Below are 20,065 nucleotides of genomic sequence, written 5' to 3'. Positions count from 1 at the left end.
GTTTAATATAAAGTTTTGAGTGTGTTAATGAGAAGAGAGAGCATTTCCTGCCTCCCTTTATTGATAATAAATTCACGGGCATCCTTGATCCCGTCAGGCAAGTTCCACGAAGTCACGGATAATGCGTAAGGCGAGAGAACGGTGCGGAGTTTTTCCGCACCCTTGAGACCTGCCTTATCTCCATCAAATGCACTCACTACCCGTTTCCCCTGAAACATGGGAGCCCAGGCGGGATTGAAATTTCCGGAGCCAGGAACAGCGGCCAATCCTAGACGCTCCCCATATTTCTCCTCATCCCAGCCGATCAGGGCATCATCTATAGATAACAAGTCGCTTTCCGATTCAGTAAGAATCACCTTTTCCTTGTCCAAAAGAGTATGATATCCCCAGAGAAAAGGCTTACCGCATTCGAAATGGAATCTGTGAGGCTTTTTTCCAGTACGGATCTTGATCCCCAAGAGCTCTTGTTCCGCCTCGGATATGATGAAGGTATACAAGTAAACAGCCTCCCCGGTTGGACTTATACCCAGCATTCCCCGCCCCTCCTCACTGGCATGCAAGCGAATGATTTCCGGAGATAAGCCGAATGTGCCGGCCAACGTTTGGATGGTGTCAGAAGAGTTCAGCAACCGATCATTGTACCGGACTGCTTTTTCCGTCTCTTCAGCCCCCAAAAAAGGAGGATGGCAAATGCCTTCTTCCGAAATGCACTCGTTCTTCGAATCTTCTCCCTTGAAGAGAAATTCATCGCAAACAAACGTTGAAGGTTTCAGGATGAGTTCCAGTTCCTTCAGCCAGTCAGAGAAAGACGTACAGCCCGGAGAACCATGACGGACAACATCTATAAGAGTGCCGCCAATTTCGCATCGATGGCATTTCCATTTCCAGACTCCTTCTTTCTGATAGATCGACAGAGAGGGATTGTTATCCACATGAAAAGGACACGGAACATTAGTCTTTCGATTTTCGAACCATATCTTAAGTTCACCTTCGCGGCTGTAGTATAACAACACGCGTTCCAAAGCGCCCCGATCTCGTTTGAGATACTCCAACGTGTTTTTATCCATGAATTAGCGGGTTCCTTGTTCATGGGGGTTAATGTTATCCAAATCGGCTTCATCCGGATCCATGCCTTCCGATCGTTCGATGAACGCCAAAACGGAAGGAGCATGAATCAATCTCTTTCCTGTGATGGCATAACGATCCGAATGAATCAGCCTGGATTTGATGCTTCCGTTGTTCAGTAGTTTGTACAGAGTCGTTCTGCCAAACAATCCTTGTTGCAGTGTCTCATTGACTGTCCACCATTCCCTATTCTGAATAGAGGCTTGGCCCGTCAATGACTCGTGGTGGTCATTTTTTTGTTTTTTCATGATTATAGCTCAAGAGAGCGACCTCAAGATATCGGAGACAGAGCACATCCGACATCACACACAGACCTCATGAAGTTGTTATGTTGCTTAAAACAAGAATATTATAAAAAATTAAAATTTAATTCTTTCAAGTGACGACTAATCATGACAAGAAACTCGGAGGAAGTGAACAAGTGGAGCTTCTTGCTGTTTTGGGGACGCTTCAAAGCAGATAATTTATGAATTTCCGAGGCAATTTGATAGGCCTTACTCTTTTTCTCGTTTCCTGGAATCAAACCACCTGCCTCCAAACTCAAGACTAAGGCAAGGACATTGGCTAACTCTTGTCTACTCGGAATGACAGAAGTTATCCCATCAACTAAAGACTCACATTCAAAACCTCTTGCCTTTATATAGAGACACAATCCTATAAAATTAATAATAAATTGTTTGAAATTTTTCGGATCAGGCAAGCAAATTTTCTCTTGTATCCCTTTCGACTCAAAATTCAAATATGGTTTATCTACGATATGACCCCAATTTTTAAAAATACAAACAACTTCTTCATGTTCAATTTGTTTCCAATCTGAATTTATTGAGTAAGAACATTCATCTGATTTAAGCGCCCCTATAAAGATACAATAATCATCAAATAAGTATATTTCAGACAAAATAGAATCATAAAAACCTCCTTCATAATCTTCAGCTTCGTTGTTTTTCATATTGAAAAGCAGAGACTTGTCTTTAACATAATCTTCAATCACTTGAGAAATAGGACGAAATCCAAAAAGCTCGGGATGCGTGATGACATATCTAGCAAATCCCGGATTTAGAACATTATTGTCCTGCAGGATTTTTAATTTTCTTAATCTCGCTTGATCATCATACAAATATGCAGAGGAAATACTTTTTTCGGGGAAGCGAACAAACAATTCAATTTTAGAAAACATGAATTTACCGTCATTATTTTCACACAATATTTTTAAATAAGGTCCCTCATTTGAGTAAATTGTACCTTTAATATATTTTTCTTTAGAATTATAATTATGAATATAAATATTATTCCTAATCTGTAAGATTTCTCTTATCTTTTGCCTATTGCGCCCGGCATCAAAAAGTCCATAACACTTTATCTCCCTGGGGAGAATTTTGAACCCTCGATTCGGCCCTATTGGATCATACACATCAAACACCCGACGGGCATATTTTTTCATCTCTTCCGTAAAATAAGCAGGAAGGGCTGTTTCCGGACTCTTAGCCTGATCATTCTGATCCATGATGTTTTCTATCACCGGGAGTCCCTCTGAACAAGTTCAAACAGGGTTGTTGGAAGCCTCAGCATTGGGGCGCATCATCATTAGTGCTGTGGAACTTTGTCCGGGAAATAGGCTGGATTTACAAGCTCAGTCAATTTGTCTTCGGAAGAGCCTTGATACTTCTAAATATGCAACATATATGAAACATATCTCTCGTTTTTGTTGCTTTTATGAAACATATTCCTTTCATGAAAACCACATCCCCATTGCCGGGGCCAGTGAGAGCGGCACTCAAGAAATTGGGCGCAGATATCAGCGATGCCCGCAAGAGGAGACGTATTCCTACAACTCTTATGGCTGAGCGTGCTTTCATCTCCCGAGCAACTCTGGGACGACTTGAAAAAGGCGCTCCCGGCGTATCCCTGGGCAACTATGCCGCCGTCCTGTTTGTACTGGGGTTGACTGACCGTCTCAAAAACCTTGTCGATGCCAATAATGATCCCGTAGGCCGAGCTCTTGAAGAAGAACGCTTGCCCAAACGCATCCACCTTCCCAAAGCCCATGAGTGATACTCCTGTATTTATTGACCTGCCTTCCTCTCCGGGGCCAGTACAAGCAGGCAGGTTGTGGTCGCACTTTCGCAAAGGCCGGGAATCAGCCTTCGAATACAACAAGGAATGGTTCGTAAACAGGAATTGGAGAAAGTGATTCAGCCCATTGCCACCTACCCTGCTGAAACCGGGGACGAAGAACTTCCTGCTTCGCGGGAATGATAACGTATCAGGAATCTTGAAATAGCGCTGCTCGTTATTTTAGAAAAATGGATTAACTTAAAATAGACAATCTGATTATTTTAAGTTAATCATACCGTATGAAGAGGACGCATACGGGAGATTATGAGATCACGGCAGTGGCGGGAGAACGGGTGAAAGCGTTTATTCCTGCGCCCTTGCCGCCCGTTCCGGGAATAGACATCAGTCCCGAATTGCAGCAATCGCATGACCAGGCTCTGATTGCGGTCGGCGAACTCAATTCACTGACTTCTTTTTTGCCGGACTACTCTCTTTTGTTGTATTCCTACGTTCGCAAGGAGGCTGTCTTGTCGTCGAGGATTGAAGGAACACAGTCTTCGTTGTCGGACTTGCTGGTATCGGAAATGGACGGAGTTCCCGGCGTCCCCCTGGAAGATGTGACGGAGGTCAGCAATTACGTCGCCGCCTTGCAGTACGGCCTGGACAAGCTTCGGGAGGAGCTGCCCCTGTCGTTACGACTGATCAGGGAGATGCACGAAATCCTGCTAAGAAAAGGACGGGGAGGAGGCAAGAATCCGGGAGAGTTCCGTACAAGCCAGAACTGGATTGGGGGGACAAGGCCGGGCAATGCCGTTTTTGTACCGCCGCCCCCTCACCGGGTAATGGAGTGTATGGGAAAGCTGGAGCTGTTTATTCATGACCATACGATAGCATTGCCCGTTCTCATCAAGGCGGCTCTGGTGCATGTGCAGTTTGAAACCATCCACCCGTTCCTTGACGGCAACGGACGCCTGGGGCGTTTGCTGATCACCCTGATGCTTTGTGACTCAGGCATCCTGAAAGCGCCTCTCCTGTATCTCAGCCTGTTCTTCAAAGTCCACCGCCAGGAATACTACCGTCTTCTCAACGAAGTAAGATCCACAGGAGACTGGGAAGCATGGCTGTCCTATTTCATGGAAGCCGTCTCCCTTACTTCACGACAGGCTGTCTCTACGGCAAGGCAGATCATCGGGCAAATATCTCATGACCGCCAAACGATCAAGCAGACAGGGCGATCTGCAGAAACGACCATGGCTGTCTTTGACTGCTTTACCCGGAAACTGATTACCGACAGCAAACATATTATTGCCGAAACCGGACTAAGTCCGGCCACCGTCAACAGTGCTCTTTCCAGGCTTCAGAAGCTCGGCATTGTTACGGAAATAACGGGCAAGAAACGGGATAAGGTTTATAGCTATGCCATGTGCATGGATGTCCTGAACCGGGAGCTTGATTACGATAGGGAACAGTAAAATACGTTCCCCGGCATGGGAAGATCGGGAATCCGGAAACCTAGAGTTCAGGCAAGTTACCCAATGCATTTCGAACGTTATCCCTGCCCAGTTTGACATATCGGCTATGAACTTCGGCTGAGTCGTGGCCGACGATGTCCTGTACCAGGGCCGGGGGAACGTTTGCGGAACGCAACAAATAGTTTTAAGCCTAATGGAATAGATTGATTCCCTTGAATGAGGCAAATGCAGGAATTACAAAAACATCCGCTCTATTGATTAAAATGATAAAAACTGATATTGATTCAGTACACAAAAAGCCCTATAAAGAAACAGGACAGATGTACGATGCGATGTATTACAAGCAGATCTTTGATCGATACGGCGGCATGATGCGAACCAAGCAGATGGCCTCCGAGAAAATCTTCTATCAGAGACGTCAGCAACTGGTCAACGACGGCTATGTGGAAAAAATCCGCACGGGTTATTATCAATGGGTCAATCCTGAAGATGTTAGTGAGGCAGGAATAATCATGCGCCTGTTCCCGGATGCTATTCTGTGCATGGATACGGCTCTTCGGTATTACGATTATAGTGACCGAACTCCTGGGTCCTGGCATCTGGCAGTGAGCAAAGACTCCGGGAAGACCCGATTCAAGATTCCCTATCCTTTTGTGAAACCCTATTACATAGAGTTGGCTGTTCTTGAGCTGGGATTGACTCATGGTACGATAGATGGACACGCCGTGCGCATTTATGATCGTGACCGTCTGATTTGCGACTGCTTGCGCTACCGCAACAAAATGGATAAGGAATTATTTAACAAAGCCGTTCAGAGCTACATCCTTGACCCGGAAAAGAACATCCCCAAGTTGCTGGAATATGCCGAGCTCATGCGTGTCAAAAAAATAGTCAAAGAATTGATAGGAGTCTGGTTATAATGAATGATATTTCTGTTTCCGTTCTTGCGAAGCTGAAAAACAAGGCCAAATCATCCGGCATCAGCTATCAACAGTGTCTCCAGCTGTTTTGTCAGGAAGAATTTCTGCGTAAACTGGCAGCGTCCAGATATGCAGAGAACTTGATCCTGAAGGGTGGTCTCTTTATTTACACATTGACCAATTTTGAAAGCAGAGCCACTGTAGATGTGGACTTTTTAATGCGAGGTCTGAACAATGATCTTGACCGGATGGATGAAATAATTGCGGATATTCTCACCGTTCCTACCGGGAATGAATTTATAACCTTCAAGGCGAACAAGGCAAAACCCATCGCCATACAGCGGAAGTATCATGGTATCAGCACACAGATTACCGGATATATCAAAAATGTTCGTGTCCCTTTTAATGTGGATATCGGCGTAGGCGATGTAATCGTTCCTCACCCGGAAAAACGGAATATCCAAACTCAGCTGGACGGCTATGAAAAACCGGTCATCCTGGTCTATTCATTAGAAAGCACGATTGCCGAGAAGTTTGACGCCATCCTGCAACGTTTTGAGCTGACCGGACGTATGAAGGATTTTTATGATATCTACTATTTGTCACGAACCTTCGATTTCGATGGGAGAAAATTACAACAGGCCATCCGGGAAACACTTCAAAATCGTGGGACGGTTTATGGTCATGATAGTTTTGAACGCATATTGACCCTGAGTGATGATAAGTCCATGCAGACTAAGTGGCGCTACTTTCTGAGAACCCTGGGCAATACTCAAATCCCTTTTGACGATGTAATGGAGGGAATCCGGTTATTTTTGGAAGCACTTTGGAGGGCGGAAACGGGAAAAGAAGAGTTTAATTATTTTTGGGAGGCAATCCATTCACGATGGCAAAAGGAGTCTGTTCGTACGGAATAACTTCATCCGCCATCCCTGCCCCCTTCCTGCCATTTCAACGTATCAGTCTGTTAATGAGAAGATCGGAAATTCGGAAACTTAGAGTTCAGGCAAGTTACCCAATGCATTTCGAACGTTATCCCTGCCCAGTTTGACATAGCGGCTATGAACTTCTGCTGAGTCATGGCCGACGATGTCCTGTACCATGGCCGGGGGGACGTTTGCGGCGTGAAGCATGGTGGCAGCGGTCGCCCTCAGGGAGTGAAAGGACAGAACCGATACTTCTCTGCGCCCGGATTTGTAGTTTGGGTCTGATGCCTTGCGGGACGCCTGAGGGTGGGTTTCCCTTAAGCCAGCCCGGTACAGGATTATGCCGAACTCGCTCGATAAGCGGGGCGAGCCCTGGGCTTCAAAAGAAGCGGCGGCACGGGGGTGTACGAAGGTATTTGATGATTCAGGAGGCGTCAGACTGTTGATGTGCTTCAGCAGAGGGGGAATGATGGGGATGACAATCTGTCGGCCTGTCTTTTTGGTCTGGAAATGAATCACCTGTTCCTGAAGGTCTATATTGGCCCATTTCAACAGGGCAATGTCGCCGAGACGCTGCCCGCCCGTATACAAGGCAAAGCGGATCATGCTTTTCCATTCCGGGTCTGCCAGATCCACGATTCGCTGTAATTCCTCCGCAGAAAAGGCCTGCCTGCCGTTTTCCTGTCTGCGGCGTTTGACGATGTTGACGTCATCCGTCGGGTCAATGCTGATGTAGGCTTTCTTCTTGGCGTCTGCAAAAATCCGCCGAAGCAATTTCAGGTGTTTGTTGACCGTCGCCCCGGAACGCTGTTTCTCTGTGGCGTTGCGGAAGTCTACAATGTCTTTTTGCGTGACAAGGTTGATCTCCTGATCAGACCGTTCCCCGAACCATGACAGGAACGCCTCAATACTTCCCCTGTAAGCAAGAAGTGAATTGCGGCTGATTCCCCCGGACTGGTTATTGATCCATTCTTCAAAGACTTCCCGAACGCTTTTCACCACGACGTTATTCCCCGTGATCCGGGTATGAAGATCATTCAGCACCTTTCTGACCTGAATCTCCGTACGGACCTTTTTTGTCTCTTCCTCGAACTCGTCGGCTATATCCTGGGCTTTCCGACGATTGCCGCCTTTGGCCTCTACCTTGGTTGACCGGGTAATTTTCTTCCCGGATACGGGGTCGTTCCACTGGGCGAACCAGTATTTAGAGCCTGATCTTCTACGCAAATACGCCATAAACTACTAGCACCTATACTAGCACCTTTCGTGCTTGTACAGGAGAATTCGCGCCTGTTCACATTTTTCATAACATATTGATTTATGAATAAATTTAAACATGCACGAACACTCGCAAACACCCATGGTTGGATTCACTGGTTCGAAACCAGTACCGCGTACCATCTTCATAAACGTTCCGGAATCCTGCATTCCGGAGCGTTTTTCTTTTCACCGCCAGGCTTTATTTTAGCGGATAACAGAAGGCTGATAGCGAAAAGATAAAACCGATGTTTCCCTGCACCCGGATGATGATTTGCCGTCTGCCTGGCACGGGAGGGTGCATCCACCTAGAAAAGCAGTATAAGAACGAACCTTCAGGCCCAATTTCGAGATGCCTTCAACGATGTTGCACTCAGTTCTGCAGTTCGGCTGGGTTCCATGTATTTTCTCAATGTTATTTCCCGATACGTTTACACACGCGCAGCCAATCCTTTCTTCCATCCTGCATGATAATATAAACCTTGTCGGCCACCCGGGTTGCAATCCGAGAGCCTCCGGAAGAAACATTAAAATAATGGAAATCCCCGTGGGGAGAAGAACGGACAGGAGTCATCGTAAAATCAGTAGTACCGTTAGACTTTTTAACTGTACCTTCTCCACGCCCATTAAAACGGTAAGTCAGACCGGAACCATCCTTCCAGTTTCCTTCAAAGGTTTTCAAGGAACGGTCCCGTTCTGGAGAAAGGTTGCCGCTTTCAAGCCGTTTTGCGTATTCATGCACTGCAACAGCAGCTGTCATATCACCGTCAGCCGATAATTTCAGCTTCAACTTGTCTAACGCCTGGATATATTTTTTTGTTATTTCCGAACATGCCTGAAAACACCGCTTCTTGAGATCGTTCTGCATCTGCAGCCACTCGGTATCTTTTATTTCATCCGCACTTCCTACATTGGTTCCCTCTTTGGAAGAATCATGTATCAAACGGGCAACGATATTGTTTGTATAAATTTCAAAAATCGTCCGGGAATCAATGATCAGCCACAACCTGTTCGGAGCTCCTGTAAATACGATCAGATCCGGTCCCGTCAGTTCGGTGTTAACTTTCTCGCCCGTGTTTTTAAATTTTTTACGGAATTCCTGTATATCATAATGGTTGCCCTCAGCATCCAGCTTATGGATCATATTAGCAACCGAACCATACCATCCATCCCTAGGAATAGAAATCTGGCAAGTTTCCTTCACCAATCGCCAGTCAAAATTGTTTTTCTTTAATTCCTCAAGACCGTCATGAATTACTTTCGCCCCTTCAAAATCAGAGCGTTGAACGCATTTCTTCTGCAATACCAACGCTTTCTGAGTAAAAGCAGCAATATGAGGGGCGCAAGCCTGGGTGCAACGTTTCTGATATATGCGATCCAATGCCTGAACTTCCTGAGGAATTTCCGCAGCAAGCGATACAGATGCCACGGCACATACAGAGAAAACGGCAAGGGGCCAAAAGTTCATGCATCTTTATAAAAAGCCACCAAAAATAGTTCAAGTCCAAATACCCTCAAAATCATTTTTTCAACTTTTGTAACATTTTTATTTTCATTATTAAATACCGTTGTCCAACTTTTTCTTCTCCCTTGCCAAAACAAAACATCCACCAAGAAAATCTGTCCTTTCTCTATTTGGCGAAGCAGATGTACCCACATCCTTTCTTTCCATAAAATTGCATGTGGAAAGAATTCTCCTCGTAACTGTTCCTGCGCCACAGGCATTGACTTGGTTTTCCTTTCTCCGTATGCTCCCGCCCTCATGCCTGCACTGCTGATCACGTCTTTCATCTGGGCGTTGTCATTCGGACTGCTGGGGAACTGCCTGTCCGACCTCCCCGCCAGTTTTGTCGCGCTGGCGCGCATGGCCGGCTCGCTGGCCGTTTTCCTCCCCTTCGTCCGGAAGGTTCCTTTCAGCCATGCAATGGGGATGATGGGGATAGGCGCCGTCCAATTCGGAGGAATGTACCTCTGCTATATCGCAGCCTTCCATTATCTGCCTTCCCACCAGGTCGCCCTTTTCACGGCCACTACGCCGATTTACGTGGTTCTGGTCAACGGCCTGATGAAGAAGAAGCTGCCGCCGCTCCATCTGGCGGCGGCCGTTCTTGCGGCCATAGGAGGCGCGGGCATCCTTTGGAAAGGGTATTCCGCCGGCAATGGCGAACTCACGGGAATTGTTCTGGTACAGCTTTCCAACCTTTGTTTCGCGGCAGGGCAAATCGCCTACATTTCCTTGAAGGATTCCTGGTTCGGCGGAAGTGAAGCTTCCTGCTTCGCCTATGCCTACGCAGGCGCCCTGCTGGTTACCTTGCCTGCCGGACTGCCGTCAGGGCTGGCCTGCTGGCAGGAGATTTCAGCCATGCAATGGTGGCTGCTGGCCTATTTGGGAGTCATCGCTTCAGGAGTCTGCTTTTTCCTCTGGAATTACGGCGCCCGCCGGGTAACGCCCGTCAAGCTGGCAATCATGAACAATCTCAAGATTCCCCTGGCGGCGCTGATTTCCCTGCTCCTGTTCCGGGAACAGCCCAATATGTTCCTCCTGGCTCTCGGGTGCCTGCTTATCCTGTCCTCTTTCCTGATCGCGCCCATTCCTCTCAAAAAGGCTGCGCGGAAACAGGCTTCCGGCGGCCGGATTCCGGAATAACGCACCCTTGTCATTTCCGCCCGCGCCAGTTTCCAGATTCTCCTTTCATGCTCCAGGAAAGGCATGACACATCACATCCGTTTCATTTTGAACCGGAGATGGAATGAACAGGTCTTTTCTGGCAGTACTTTCCTCCTATTCATGTTTAAGGTCGCCTCCCATTTTTTCCCATTCCTGTGCTGCTGCCTGATGGCCCAGTTCTCTCCGTCATTCGCCAAAACGGTGGAATACGATTTATACGTCCGGAACGCTCCGGTCAATTTTACCGGAGTCACGCGCCCGGCCATGACCATCAACGGAAGCATTCCCGGCCCCGTTCTGTATTTTACGGAGGGGGACACCGCTGTAATACGGGTGCACAACCTGATGGATACGGAGACTTCCTTTCACTGGCACGGCCTGCTGGTGCCCAATGACCAGGACGGGGTGCCGTACCTGACTTCCGCGCCGGTAAAGCCCCACACCACGCATACCTATACTTTTCCCATCATCCAGAACGGCACGTACTGGTACCATTCCCACAGCGGCCTTCAGGAGCAGAGCGGCCTGTACGGCGCGTTCGTCGTCCGCAAGCGGCCCGGCGACCCGGCGCGCAGGCCGGAGGACGCCCTGCCGGAGTATACGCTGGTGCTGAGCGACTGGACGAACGAGAATCCCCAGGAGGTGAACAGGAAGCTTCACACCGGGTCGGACTGGTTTTCCATCCGCAAGGGGAGCGTGCAGAGCTACTGGGAGGCCCTGCGCGCCGGCTACCTGGGAACCAAGCTGACCAGCGAATGGAAGCGCATGAACGCCATGGACGTGAGCGACGTGTATTACGAACGCTTTCTGCTGAACGGCTCTCCGCAGGCTTCCCTGCCCCGGCTGAAGGGCGGCGACCGCCTCAGGCTGCGCATTGTCAACGGGGCTTCCTCCACCTATTTCTGGCTGAGGTACGCGGGCGGCAAAATCCGCGTGGTGGCCAGCGACGGGAAGGACGTCGTTCCCGTGGACGTGGACCGCATGATGATTGCGGTTTCCGAGACTTACGACGTCGTCCTGACGGTACCGGAATCAGGCAGGGCTTTCGAGTTCCAGGCGACGGCGGAGGATACCTCCGGGTCTTCCTCCCTGTGGCTGGGCCATGGGGAAAGGCAGCCGCTGCGCCCCTTCCCCAGGCTGAATTACTTCAAGAAGATGAAGCAGATGAACGGAATGATGACCATGGGCGGTAACATGAAGATGATGAAAATGAATTCCGGTTCCATGCGCCAGATGCATCACCACGGCATGTCCGGCGGCATGCCGGCCTCCCATTCCGGAGATATGGGGATGATGTACATGAAGTCCGGTTCCTCCCATGGTGGAGGCCACGGCAGCATGCAGGAGGAGGGGGAGGAAACCACCCTGACGTATGACATGCTGAAGTCCCCTTCCCGCACCAACCTTCCTTCCGGCGTGCCCGTGAAGGAATTGCATTTCATGCTGACCGGGAATATGAACCGCTATGTGTGGAGCATCAACGGGAAGACTCTTTCAGAGACGGACCGGATCATGATCGAGGAAGGGCAGAATGTACGCATCATCCTGACCAACAATACCATGATGAGGCATCCCATGCACCTGCACGGGCATTTTTTCCGGCTGGTGAACAGGCACGGGGATTTTTCCCCGCTCAAGTTCACGGCGGACATCCAGCCCATGGCCACCCAGGTGATTGAGTTTAACGCGGCGGAGAAGACGCGCGGCAACTGGTTTTTCCACTGCCATATCCTGTACCACATGATGAGCGGCATGGGGCGGATTTTCACGTATGAGGATTCTCCCCCCAATCCGCAGCTTCCACACCCCATGCGGGCGCTCCAGCACGTTTACGACATGGACCGGAAGTGGTACCTGACCGTGAACAATGATTTCGCCTCCAACGGGAACATCGGAGACCTGGAGTTCGGAGGCACCCGCTGGAGCGTTCAGGGAGAGTGGCAAATAGGCTACAAGGATACGCGCGGCTATGAGGCGGAAGGACGGCTGGGCAGGTACATCGGGGAGAAGCAGTGGCTTTACCCCTACATCGGGGTGGACTGGACCTGCCGCAAGGGTGAGGCCGGAGAACGCAACATGTTCCGCCAGACCACCAAAAAGGACCGGGAAGTGGACGGCACCCTGGGCGTCCGGTATACGCTGCCCCTGCTCCTGATTGGGGATGCGCGCATTGATACGGACGGAAAGGTGCGCCTGCAATTGGAGAGGGATGATATCCCGCTCACCTCCCGCCTGCGCCTTTCCTTTTCCCTGAATACGGACCGGGATTATTCCGTGGGCCTGCACTACATCCTGACCTCCCATCTCAGCGTTTCCACCAATTACGACAACAACCTGCACTGGGGAGTGGGGCTGATGCTGACCTATTGAACGCCTTCCCCCATTTTCTCCTGTTCCAGCCGGGCATTCCCCTGTAGCATTCCTTCACCATGTCAGGGATGATGAATTGGCAGCAGCTTTTGTCGGACGCCCGCTGGGGGTCCAGGCACCAGAGTACGGCGTCTCCGCAGAAAAACCGCAGCAATTACGACCGGGATTACGGGCGCATTCTGTTTTCCAGCGCTTTCCGCCGCCTTCAGGACAAGACGCAGGTTTTCCCCCTGGGCCGCAATGATTACGTTCGCACCCGCCTGACCCACAGCCTGGAGGTGGCCCACATCGGCTCCTCCCTCGGCATGCTGGCGGGAGAGTGGCTGGCGGAGAAAGGTTCCCTTCCCGCTCCTATAGTGCCTTCCGACGTGGCCACCATCGTTTCCACCGCCTGCCTGGCCCACGACATCGGCAATCCGCCCTTCGGCCATTCCGGGGAGGACGCCATTGAAACCGCCCTGAAACGGCACGGCCTGGAGCTGCCGTTTGAAGGGAATGCCCAGGGGTTCCGCATCCTTACCCGCACCGGAGATCCGATGGAAGGCAACGGCCTGAAACTGACGGCTGCCGTTCTGGGCGCCTTCATGAAGTATCCCTGCACGAAATCCTATTCCGCGGCCGTCAGGAAAGGCGGCATGACGGCAGCCAACAAGCTTGAATGCAAGAAGTTCGGCATCGGGGAACAGGAGAGGGAGGCGGCTTCCTTCGTGGCCGGCCATCTGGGGCTGCTTCCCCGTTCCGCGCCGGATGAAAAATATCTTTGCTGGTGCCGCCATCCCCTGGCGTACCTGATGGAGGCCGCGGACGATATCTGCTACCGTATCGCGGATATTGAAGACGGGTATTTTTCCGGCATTCTGGATTTTGAGCCTACCAGGGATTTATTCAGCCCTTTCCTGACGGAATCCCAGCTTTGCTACGTCCGGGAACTGGAAAAGAAGGATGAAAAAGAATCCTGCATCCATTACATGCGCGCGCTCGCCATCGGCAGGAGCATCCAGTCTGCCGTGGACAGTTTCATGAAGCATGAAGAGGTGCTTTTGCAAGGGAGCATGGATCAATCCCTGATTGACCGTTCGGAACTGGCCGCGCCGCTGAACGGATTGTACCAGTACGCCATTGAGAACGTGTACCAGGCCCGGGAGGTGATTGAAGTGGAAGCCATGGGCTACAAGGTGCTGGGAGAGCTGATTGACTTTTTCATGGAGTGGGTGAACCATCCTTCCTCCGGACAGTCCAAAAAAGTAGCCATCATGCTTCAGGGAACCGGTCTGCCCAAGGATGACGAAGGGAAGGACGCACGCCTGGCGCACATGCTTGATTATATTTCCGGCATGACGGATTCCTTCGCGCTGGAGACGTACCGGAAATTGACCGGCATTCTGTAGTTCCTGCCGCACTCCGCTTTTCAAAAGGAGTTCAAGACCTGCCCACAGGGAGGCCGCAGAATATCCCCTTTCTTCTCTTTCCTTTTGCTTCGGGCGGTTCCTCCGGGTGAGGAACAAATGTCCTGCTGCTGTTCCGTGCTTTTTCTTCCCGGAACGCGCCGCTTTTTCAGAAGAGGAAAAAGCCCCTTTTCTGCATGAAAAAGGCTGCCCCACACAGGGCAGCCGTCCTTAACATAATGATCATGGATTTCTCCATTGTTTCATGAAGAGGTTAAAAGCAGAAATTGGTTTCTATGTTTTTCAGGCGTTCCCTGACGGCTTCCGGCACGGCTTCCTTTTCCTCCGGCGTGTTGTAGGGGCCGGAGTACAGGACTTTTCCCGCGGAATCCGTCACATGGACGGTGGTGCCCGCCTGGGAGCTGGAAGAAACCACAATGGTTCCGTTGGCGTCCGACATCCGGACGGAGGACGTGCTCTGCCCTCCGCCGGACACCTTGCCCATGGGGGGCATGGGCATCTGGTGAAGGTTCTGGAGGCTCCGGAGCATCTGGGCCGCTCCCGGCGTCAGGTTCATCCGGCCGATGATGTCATCCATCCGCGAATCATCAATCGCGGAGTCCCTCAAAAAATCATCCATCATCTGCTGCATGTCCAGAATGCGCTGCGGAAGGCTGGGCCGTGCGGCCATTCCGGCGGGAGGAACCGCCTGGCGCCGGACGGAGGGAACCACGCGCGGCTGGGTGCGGGGATCTCCCTGGGCCGCCAGTATTTCTTCCGCGGAAAGCGTTCCGCCGTCCAGCGTGATATCCGCCGTTTCCCGCTTGCCCTTGCGGTAGAATACAGCCGTAATCTTGTCTCCCGGAACTTTTTCAGACAGGGCTTCCGTCACGGAGCGCGGGCCGGACAGGGAGATGTCCCCCAGCTTGATGATGACGTCGTTTTCCTGGAGTCCGGCCTTGGCGGCGGGGCTGTCCGGCATCACCTTGGTCACCAGCACGCCGGGAAATCCGCTGAGTTCCAATTGAGCCACGACTGCCTGCGGCACCGTGCCGGGCACAATGCCCAGCCTGGCCGGTCTGGAAGAGGGCAGCGGCTTGGTCTGCGGCGTGTAGGGAGTCAAGGGCGGCGGCTGAAGGTTGTCCGTACTTCCTGCGGGCCGGTCAATGGAATATCCGGAGCCCGAACCTATCAGCAATCCCAATGTCAGAAAGATACAGGTTTTCATATCCATGTGAGATAATATACAGCATCCGTCCGCGCAATGTTCAAAATTTGTGCATTTTTTTTGCAGGTCCTCGCTCGTCCCCTTCCGTCCCGCAGCGTCGGCAAACCGCCAAGGAACGCATCACGGGAGTAAAGCCAAGCCAATCCACACTTGGGTGAGACCTTTATCCAGACGCCTTTCCCTCCACCGGCAGGGAGATTTCCCTCCCGGTAGAACATTTATTTCCGGGCATGGGAAAAGAGCTCCGCCATGCATCCAGAGCGCTTTCTTTTTCTTCACAAAGCAGAGACGCGGAACAAGGAACAGGACCGGAGAGCGTGAACACTTGCAGCAACAGAATGGAAAATTTCAACCGCGCTGCCTACAGGCGTTCACGCGGCGGTCCTTTAATATTCCTTTTCAGGAAGAATTCTACGGATGACGGCAGGAGCAATCACGGGCACGCGCTCGTCTCCGCCCTGCAATTCAAAAAGAGTGGGTTTCCGCAGCAGCTCCCGCTTTTCCCCGGGCAGTACAGGGGCTTCCGTCTTTTCAGCTCCGGCTTCCGCCTCATTCCCTCCGGCCACCGTGCCGCCGGGCGCTACCAGCGTATTTTGAACCAGCAGAACGGCGCCCACCGCAGCCGCCACGGAAATGCCTGAAATATAGGCAAGCCGCCGCCACAGGGGGATTTTCACCGCTTTTTCCTGCTTCGCCTCTCCGGCGCAGTCCATGGCCTGCACCATTTTGCACACGGAGAATTCCAGCATGGAAGAGGCGGAAAGCCTTTTCAGCCGGGTTTCCATTTCTTGTTCGGACTCGGCGCACATCAGGGAACAGCATTGTTCCCGGAACAGAACCCTCGCCGGGGCAGGCCGCAAACGCTTCAAAAGGGATTCCATCTCATGAATTTCCTCATCGGAGATTTCATCATGCCGGAGACGGTCGTTCAGGGGGAAGATTTCCTCACACCTTCCGGCCAGGCGGGAAATCAGTTCATCGGATACGGGAAGGGGCTGCATGGCGGCAGTACCGCCGCCTTCCTCCCCTGCGGCGGATGATGTTGTTTCATGTTTCATAAGAGTGGAGCGGCATTAGAGTTGGTCTTTTTTGTTTCTCAGCGTCTTGCGGAGCAGGTCGATGCCATAGCGGTACCGGCTCGCCACCGTGTTTTGTGAGATTTCCAGCGTTTCCGCAATTTGCTGAAAGGTTTGTTCCCCCCATATTTTCAGGACAATGACCTCGGAGAATTTGGAAGGAAGCTTCCTGAGCTGCATTTCCATGAACTGCTTGAGCTCCTCGTCCGCCGCGGCGCTGGAAAACCAGGGGTCCGCATAAACATCCTCGTCCTGTTCGGCGGCGCAGGCTTCATCCTCCCTTTTCTGGCGCCGGTCGGATTTGCGGCCATAGTCCACCGCCAGACGCCGGATGGAGGCAAAGACATAGGAAAGCCATGCCTCCTGCCCTCCCACAAATTCTCCGGAGGCCTCCTTGCGCGCCAGCCGTATCAGGGCATCCTGAAGGATGTCCTCCGCATCTTCCGGAGAGCGGGACTGCTGGCGGGCAAACAGCAGCAGTTGAGCGACGTGCCTCCGCAGCCATTCATCCCAGCTCAGCAAATGGCTGTCTTCTTCATTAACTTCCTCTTCCCTGATGTAGGCGGACGTATTCATTTCTGCATGTTCGGTTCCTTCATCAATCATAGCGCAGCAAGTTCATTTTTTTGTTTAAAATAAAAGACGGAATATAGTTTTCCTCTTCACGGGAAGAGGGAATGCCTTCATGAAAAGAGCTTATTTCCCTTTATTGATTATCTTCTGCATATTGTTGATCCATGGCTCCAGCTTTTTGGCCGCCGGAGATTCCGGATCGGCGTCACGGGCCATGTTCAGGTATTCCAGGGCCTTGGGATAATTGCGCTCCAGCGCATACCCGTCGCTGACATATTTGGCTATTTCCAGGCGGATGGCCGGCAGGAGGTCCCGCTTCTCCAGCATTTGCAGAGCTTCCTCCTGTCCCGCGCGGATTTTTTCTGCGGAAAAGGGGCCCGCGTGCTTTTTGTAGAATTGCTCCATCATGAGCCGCTGCGCCGCCAGGGTCACGGCTTTTTCAGCCTTCCCGGCAAATCCGTATTTGTCCTCCGGGTCCAGGGCGGAGATTTCCGCGATCAATTCCTTCTGATAAGGCTGCAAATCCTCCGGAAGCAGCTTGATGGCCTGCACCAGTTTTTCCAGTTTTTCCTTTCCTTCCAGCGCGCGGGCCGCAGCCACGGCTTCTTTCAGCTTCAGCCTCGTCTCCCCGGCGGCTGCCAGTTTCTTCAAGTATTCCTCCACCGTTCTGGAGGGCCCCACTATTTTGGCATAGGGAGCGCCATTCCCCTCCATCATCAGGACGGAGGGAAACACGGAAATTCCGTAACGGCGCATCAATTCCTCATGAAACTTGAGCTGTTCCGGAGGCATTTTCCCCTCCGTCCTGGGAAAATCCAGCTCCACCAGCATGAAGTTGTTGTCTCCCGCATACTTGGCGAAGGCGTCCGTATCAAAAATATTTTTCCGCAGATAAATACACCCCGGGCACCAGTCGGAGCCGGTGAAGTCAACCAGCACCGGCTGTCCGCTTTTGCCGGCTTTCTCCAGAGCCTTGCTCCAATCCGTCTCCCAGACGGGAGATGCGGAACAAACCACGGCAGAAGCCAGAGAAAGAACGCCAAGGACAGGAAAAAATGAATTCTTCATCTTAAAGGCATCATAGCACCATCCCTGCCCTTGTCATTCTTTTTCAGACGTTCCCGCTCCTGGCAGCCCGGCGGCTACCGTGACGCCGCGCCTTCGGTCCCCCTACTGCCGTGACCGGCGGCGGATGTCCTGGCTCAGGCGCATGGCGCAGAAGTCCGGACCGCACATGGAGCAGAAGTGGGCCTTTTTGGCGTTGGCATGGGGAAGCGTCAGGTCATGGTAGGAACGCGCTTTCTGCGGGTCCAGGGAAAGGTTGAACTGGTCCTCCCAGCGGAATTCAAATCTGGCCTGCGCCAGCGCGTTGTCCCGCCACTGGGCGGACGGGTGCCCCTTGGCCAGGTCCGCGGCGTGGGCCGCCAGCTTGTAGGTGACCACGCCTTCCCTCACGTCCTCCCGGTCCGGGAGGCCCAGGTGTTCCTTCCTGGTCACATAGCAGAGCATGGCGCAGCCGCGCTGGCCGATGATCGCTCCGCCGATGGCTCCGGTAATATGGTCGTAGCCGGGGGCGATGTCCGTTACCAGCGGACCCAGCGTGTAAAAGGGAGCTTCCATGCACCATTCCAACTGCTTGCTCATGTTCTCGGCAATGAGGTGCATGGGCACGTGGCCCGGCCCCTCATTCATGACCTGTACGCCCGCTTTCCACGCGCGCATGGTCAGGTCCCCCTGCACTTCCAGCTCCGCCAGCTGGGCGAAGTCATTGGCGTCCGCCACGGAGCCGGGCCGCAGGCCGTCCCCGATGGAGACGGCAATGTCGTAAGCCGCCAGAATGGAACATATTTCATCCCAGTGGGAATAAAGGAAGTTTTCCTGTTCGTGGATCATGCTCCACTGCGCCATGATGGAGCCGCCGCGGGAGACGATGCCCGTCATGCGACGGGCAGTGTGGTTCACAAACCGGAACAGCAGGGCGGCGTGCACCGTCACATAATCCACGCCCTGCCCGGCCTGTTCCAGAAGAGTGTCGCGGAAGATTTCCCAGCTCAGGTCCGCCACCTTGCCGCCCACCTTTTCCAGCGCCTGGTAGATGGGCACGGTCCCGATGGGCACGGGGGAGTTCCTCAGAATCCATTCCCGCGTGGCGTGGATATTCTTCCCGGTGGAAAGGTCCATGACGGTGTCCGCCCCCCAGTGGATGGCCCAGCGCAGTTTTTCCACCTCCTCCTCAATGCCGGACCCCAGGGCGGAGTTGCCGATGTTGGCGTTGATTTTCACCAGGAAGTTGCGGCCGATGGCCATGGGCTCGCACTCCGGATGGTTGATGTTGGCGGGAATCAGGGCGCGTCCGGCGGCGATCTCGTCCCTGACGAATTCCGGCGTAAAATAAGCGGGCATCCGGCAGCCGCTCCGGCGTTCCGGCGCGTGCTGGTGGTCCAGCCGGTCGCGGGCCACCATGCTGGAGGGGCCGAAGCCTTCCTGCGCCTCCAGCTCGGACGGCCGCGGCATCATGGTGAGCGCCTCCAGGACTTCCCGGGCTTCGTCCGGGCGGCTCTTGGCGTTCGGATAACGGTCATACACCGCCTTGAACGCTTCTTCCCTGCCCAGGTTTTCCCGGATGGCTACAAATTCCATTTCCGGCGTAATGACGCCCTGGCGGGCGTAATGCCGCTGAGTCACAGGCGTGCCCCCCGCAGCCCGGAGGCAGCGGCCCTGGTCCGTTTCCGCCTCCTCCACATCACCGCGGGCCCGGATCCACGCGGCGCGCAGGGCGGGAAGCCCCTGCTCCGGGGCTCCCTCATAAGCCGCATCCCCCCACGGTCCGGAACAATCGTACACGCGCACGGGGTCATTGGAGTGGGCGGTGCCATCTGGCAGCAGGGTATCGCTCAGGAGGATTTCCCTCAAGGGAACCTGCACGTCCGGATGCAGACGGCCCGGAATATAAATGCGTCGGGAGCCGGGATAGGTCAAATTGGCGGTGTCGTTCATGGAATGGATGCTG

At 52.6% G+C, this 20,065-nt stretch carries 19 protein-coding genes; 8 read left to right on the top strand and 11 right to left on the bottom strand.

What is annotated here, in order from left to right; all coding sequences use genetic code 11:
- Positions 1-2 precede the first annotated feature (2 nt).
- From QSJ36_RS08675 to QSJ36_RS08665, 3 genes are all read right to left on the bottom strand, one after another.
- On the bottom strand, positions 3-1,067 hold the full coding sequence (locus tag QSJ36_RS08675; protein WP_285468265.1) for a toprim domain-containing protein: 1,065 nt from the start codon (positions 1,065-1,067) through the stop codon (positions 3-5).
- A gap of 3 nt (positions 1,068-1,070) precedes the next feature.
- A complete protein-coding gene (locus tag QSJ36_RS08670) occupies positions 1,071-1,373 on the bottom strand; it encodes a hypothetical protein (protein ID WP_285468263.1) in 303 nt (100 codons plus the stop codon).
- Positions 1,374-1,474: 101 nt separating this feature from the next.
- Positions 1,475-2,629 (bottom strand): hypothetical protein, encoded by a 1,155-nt coding sequence (locus tag QSJ36_RS08665; RefSeq protein WP_285468261.1) that lies wholly within the window; start codon positions 2,627-2,629, stop codon positions 1,475-1,477.
- Here QSJ36_RS08665 and QSJ36_RS08660 point away from each other — a divergent pair.
- The 5 genes from QSJ36_RS08660 (at position 2,628) to QSJ36_RS08640 (ending at position 6,489) form a co-directional block, all read left to right on the top strand.
- Positions 2,628-2,969 (top strand): hypothetical protein, encoded by a 342-nt coding sequence (locus QSJ36_RS08660; protein ID WP_285468259.1) that lies wholly within the window; start codon positions 2,628-2,630, stop codon positions 2,967-2,969. The two genes, QSJ36_RS08665 and QSJ36_RS08660, sit on opposite strands and share 2 nt — an antisense overlap.
- Entirely contained in the window at positions 2,962-3,177 is a 216-nt protein-coding gene (locus QSJ36_RS08655; protein ID WP_285468257.1) for a hypothetical protein, read from the top strand. Before QSJ36_RS08660 ends, QSJ36_RS08655 begins: the two co-directional genes overlap by 8 nt.
- A 302-nt stretch (positions 3,178-3,479) precedes the next feature.
- Positions 3,480-4,652: a Fic family protein gene (locus tag QSJ36_RS08650; protein ID WP_285468255.1), complete on the top strand. Its 1,173-nt coding sequence runs from the start codon at positions 3,480-3,482 to the stop codon at positions 4,650-4,652.
- Between the two features lie 212 nt (positions 4,653-4,864).
- A complete protein-coding gene (locus QSJ36_RS08645; RefSeq protein ID WP_285468253.1) occupies positions 4,865-5,572 on the top strand; it encodes a hypothetical protein in 708 nt (235 codons plus the stop codon).
- A complete protein-coding gene (locus QSJ36_RS08640; protein ID WP_285468252.1) occupies positions 5,572-6,489 on the top strand; it encodes a nucleotidyl transferase AbiEii/AbiGii toxin family protein in 918 nt (305 codons plus the stop codon). Before QSJ36_RS08645 ends, QSJ36_RS08640 begins: the two co-directional genes overlap by 1 nt.
- Before the next feature lie 78 nt (positions 6,490-6,567).
- Here QSJ36_RS08640 and QSJ36_RS08635 read toward each other — a convergent pair whose 3' ends face one another.
- The 3 genes from QSJ36_RS08635 to QSJ36_RS08625 all read right to left on the bottom strand — a co-directional run bounded on the left by QSJ36_RS08635 (position 6,568) and on the right by QSJ36_RS08625 (position 9,546).
- Positions 6,568-7,734, bottom strand: a complete 1,167-nt coding sequence (locus QSJ36_RS08635) for a site-specific integrase (protein ID WP_285468250.1) — start codon at positions 7,732-7,734, stop codon at positions 6,568-6,570.
- A gap of 436 nt (positions 7,735-8,170) precedes the next feature.
- Positions 8,171-9,223, bottom strand: a complete 1,053-nt coding sequence (locus tag QSJ36_RS08630; RefSeq protein ID WP_285468248.1) for a hypothetical protein — start codon at positions 9,221-9,223, stop codon at positions 8,171-8,173.
- Positions 9,220-9,546, bottom strand: a complete 327-nt coding sequence (locus QSJ36_RS08625; RefSeq protein WP_102731851.1) for a hypothetical protein — start codon at positions 9,544-9,546, stop codon at positions 9,220-9,222. Before QSJ36_RS08625 ends, QSJ36_RS08630 begins: the two co-directional genes overlap by 4 nt.
- On the opposite strand from QSJ36_RS08625, the gene QSJ36_RS08620 reads away from it, so the two are divergent.
- From QSJ36_RS08620 to dgt, 3 genes are all read left to right on the top strand, one after another.
- The gene (locus QSJ36_RS08620) at positions 9,518-10,402 is read left to right on the top strand and encodes an EamA family transporter (protein ID WP_285468245.1); all 885 of its coding nucleotides are present in this window, start codon (positions 9,518-9,520) and stop codon (positions 10,400-10,402) included. The two genes, QSJ36_RS08625 and QSJ36_RS08620, sit on opposite strands and share 29 nt — an antisense overlap.
- Positions 10,403-10,543: 141 nt before the next feature.
- Complete coding sequence (locus QSJ36_RS08615) at positions 10,544-12,793, top strand: multicopper oxidase domain-containing protein (RefSeq protein ID WP_285468243.1); 2,250 nt, start codon at positions 10,544-10,546, stop codon at positions 12,791-12,793.
- A 59-nt stretch (positions 12,794-12,852) separates the two neighbouring features.
- Complete coding sequence (dgt, locus tag QSJ36_RS08610; protein WP_285468241.1) at positions 12,853-14,181, top strand: dGTP triphosphohydrolase; 1,329 nt, start codon at positions 12,853-12,855, stop codon at positions 14,179-14,181.
- 271 nt (positions 14,182-14,452) lie between these two features.
- On the opposite strand, the gene QSJ36_RS08605 is transcribed toward dgt, so the two are convergent.
- The 5 genes from QSJ36_RS08605 to thiC form a co-directional block, all read right to left on the bottom strand.
- On the bottom strand, positions 14,453-15,406 hold the full coding sequence (locus tag QSJ36_RS08605; protein ID WP_285468239.1) for a PDZ domain-containing protein: 954 nt from the start codon (positions 15,404-15,406) through the stop codon (positions 14,453-14,455).
- Between the two features lie 386 nt (positions 15,407-15,792).
- Entirely contained in the window at positions 15,793-16,464 is a 672-nt protein-coding gene (locus QSJ36_RS08600) for a hypothetical protein (RefSeq protein ID WP_285468237.1), read from the bottom strand.
- A gap of 15 nt (positions 16,465-16,479) precedes the next feature.
- The gene (locus tag QSJ36_RS08595; protein WP_285468235.1) at positions 16,480-17,058 is read right to left on the bottom strand and encodes an RNA polymerase sigma factor; all 579 of its coding nucleotides are present in this window, start codon (positions 17,056-17,058) and stop codon (positions 16,480-16,482) included.
- A gap of 120 nt (positions 17,059-17,178) precedes the next feature.
- Entirely contained in the window at positions 17,179-18,123 is a 945-nt protein-coding gene (locus QSJ36_RS08590) for a thioredoxin family protein (protein WP_285468233.1), read from the bottom strand.
- 102 nt (positions 18,124-18,225) lie between these two features.
- Positions 18,226-20,052 (bottom strand): phosphomethylpyrimidine synthase ThiC, encoded by a 1,827-nt coding sequence (gene thiC, locus QSJ36_RS08585; protein ID WP_285468231.1) that lies wholly within the window; start codon positions 20,050-20,052, stop codon positions 18,226-18,228.
- Positions 20,053-20,065: the final 13 nt, after the last annotated feature.

This window comes from Akkermansia sp. NBRC 115031, assembly GCF_030268505.1.
Classification (GTDB): Bacteria; Verrucomicrobiota; Verrucomicrobiia; order Verrucomicrobiales; family Akkermansiaceae; genus Akkermansia; species Akkermansia massiliensis.
The sequence above is the reverse complement of the archived record's forward strand: the minus strand, read 5'-3'. Positions and strand labels throughout refer to the sequence as shown.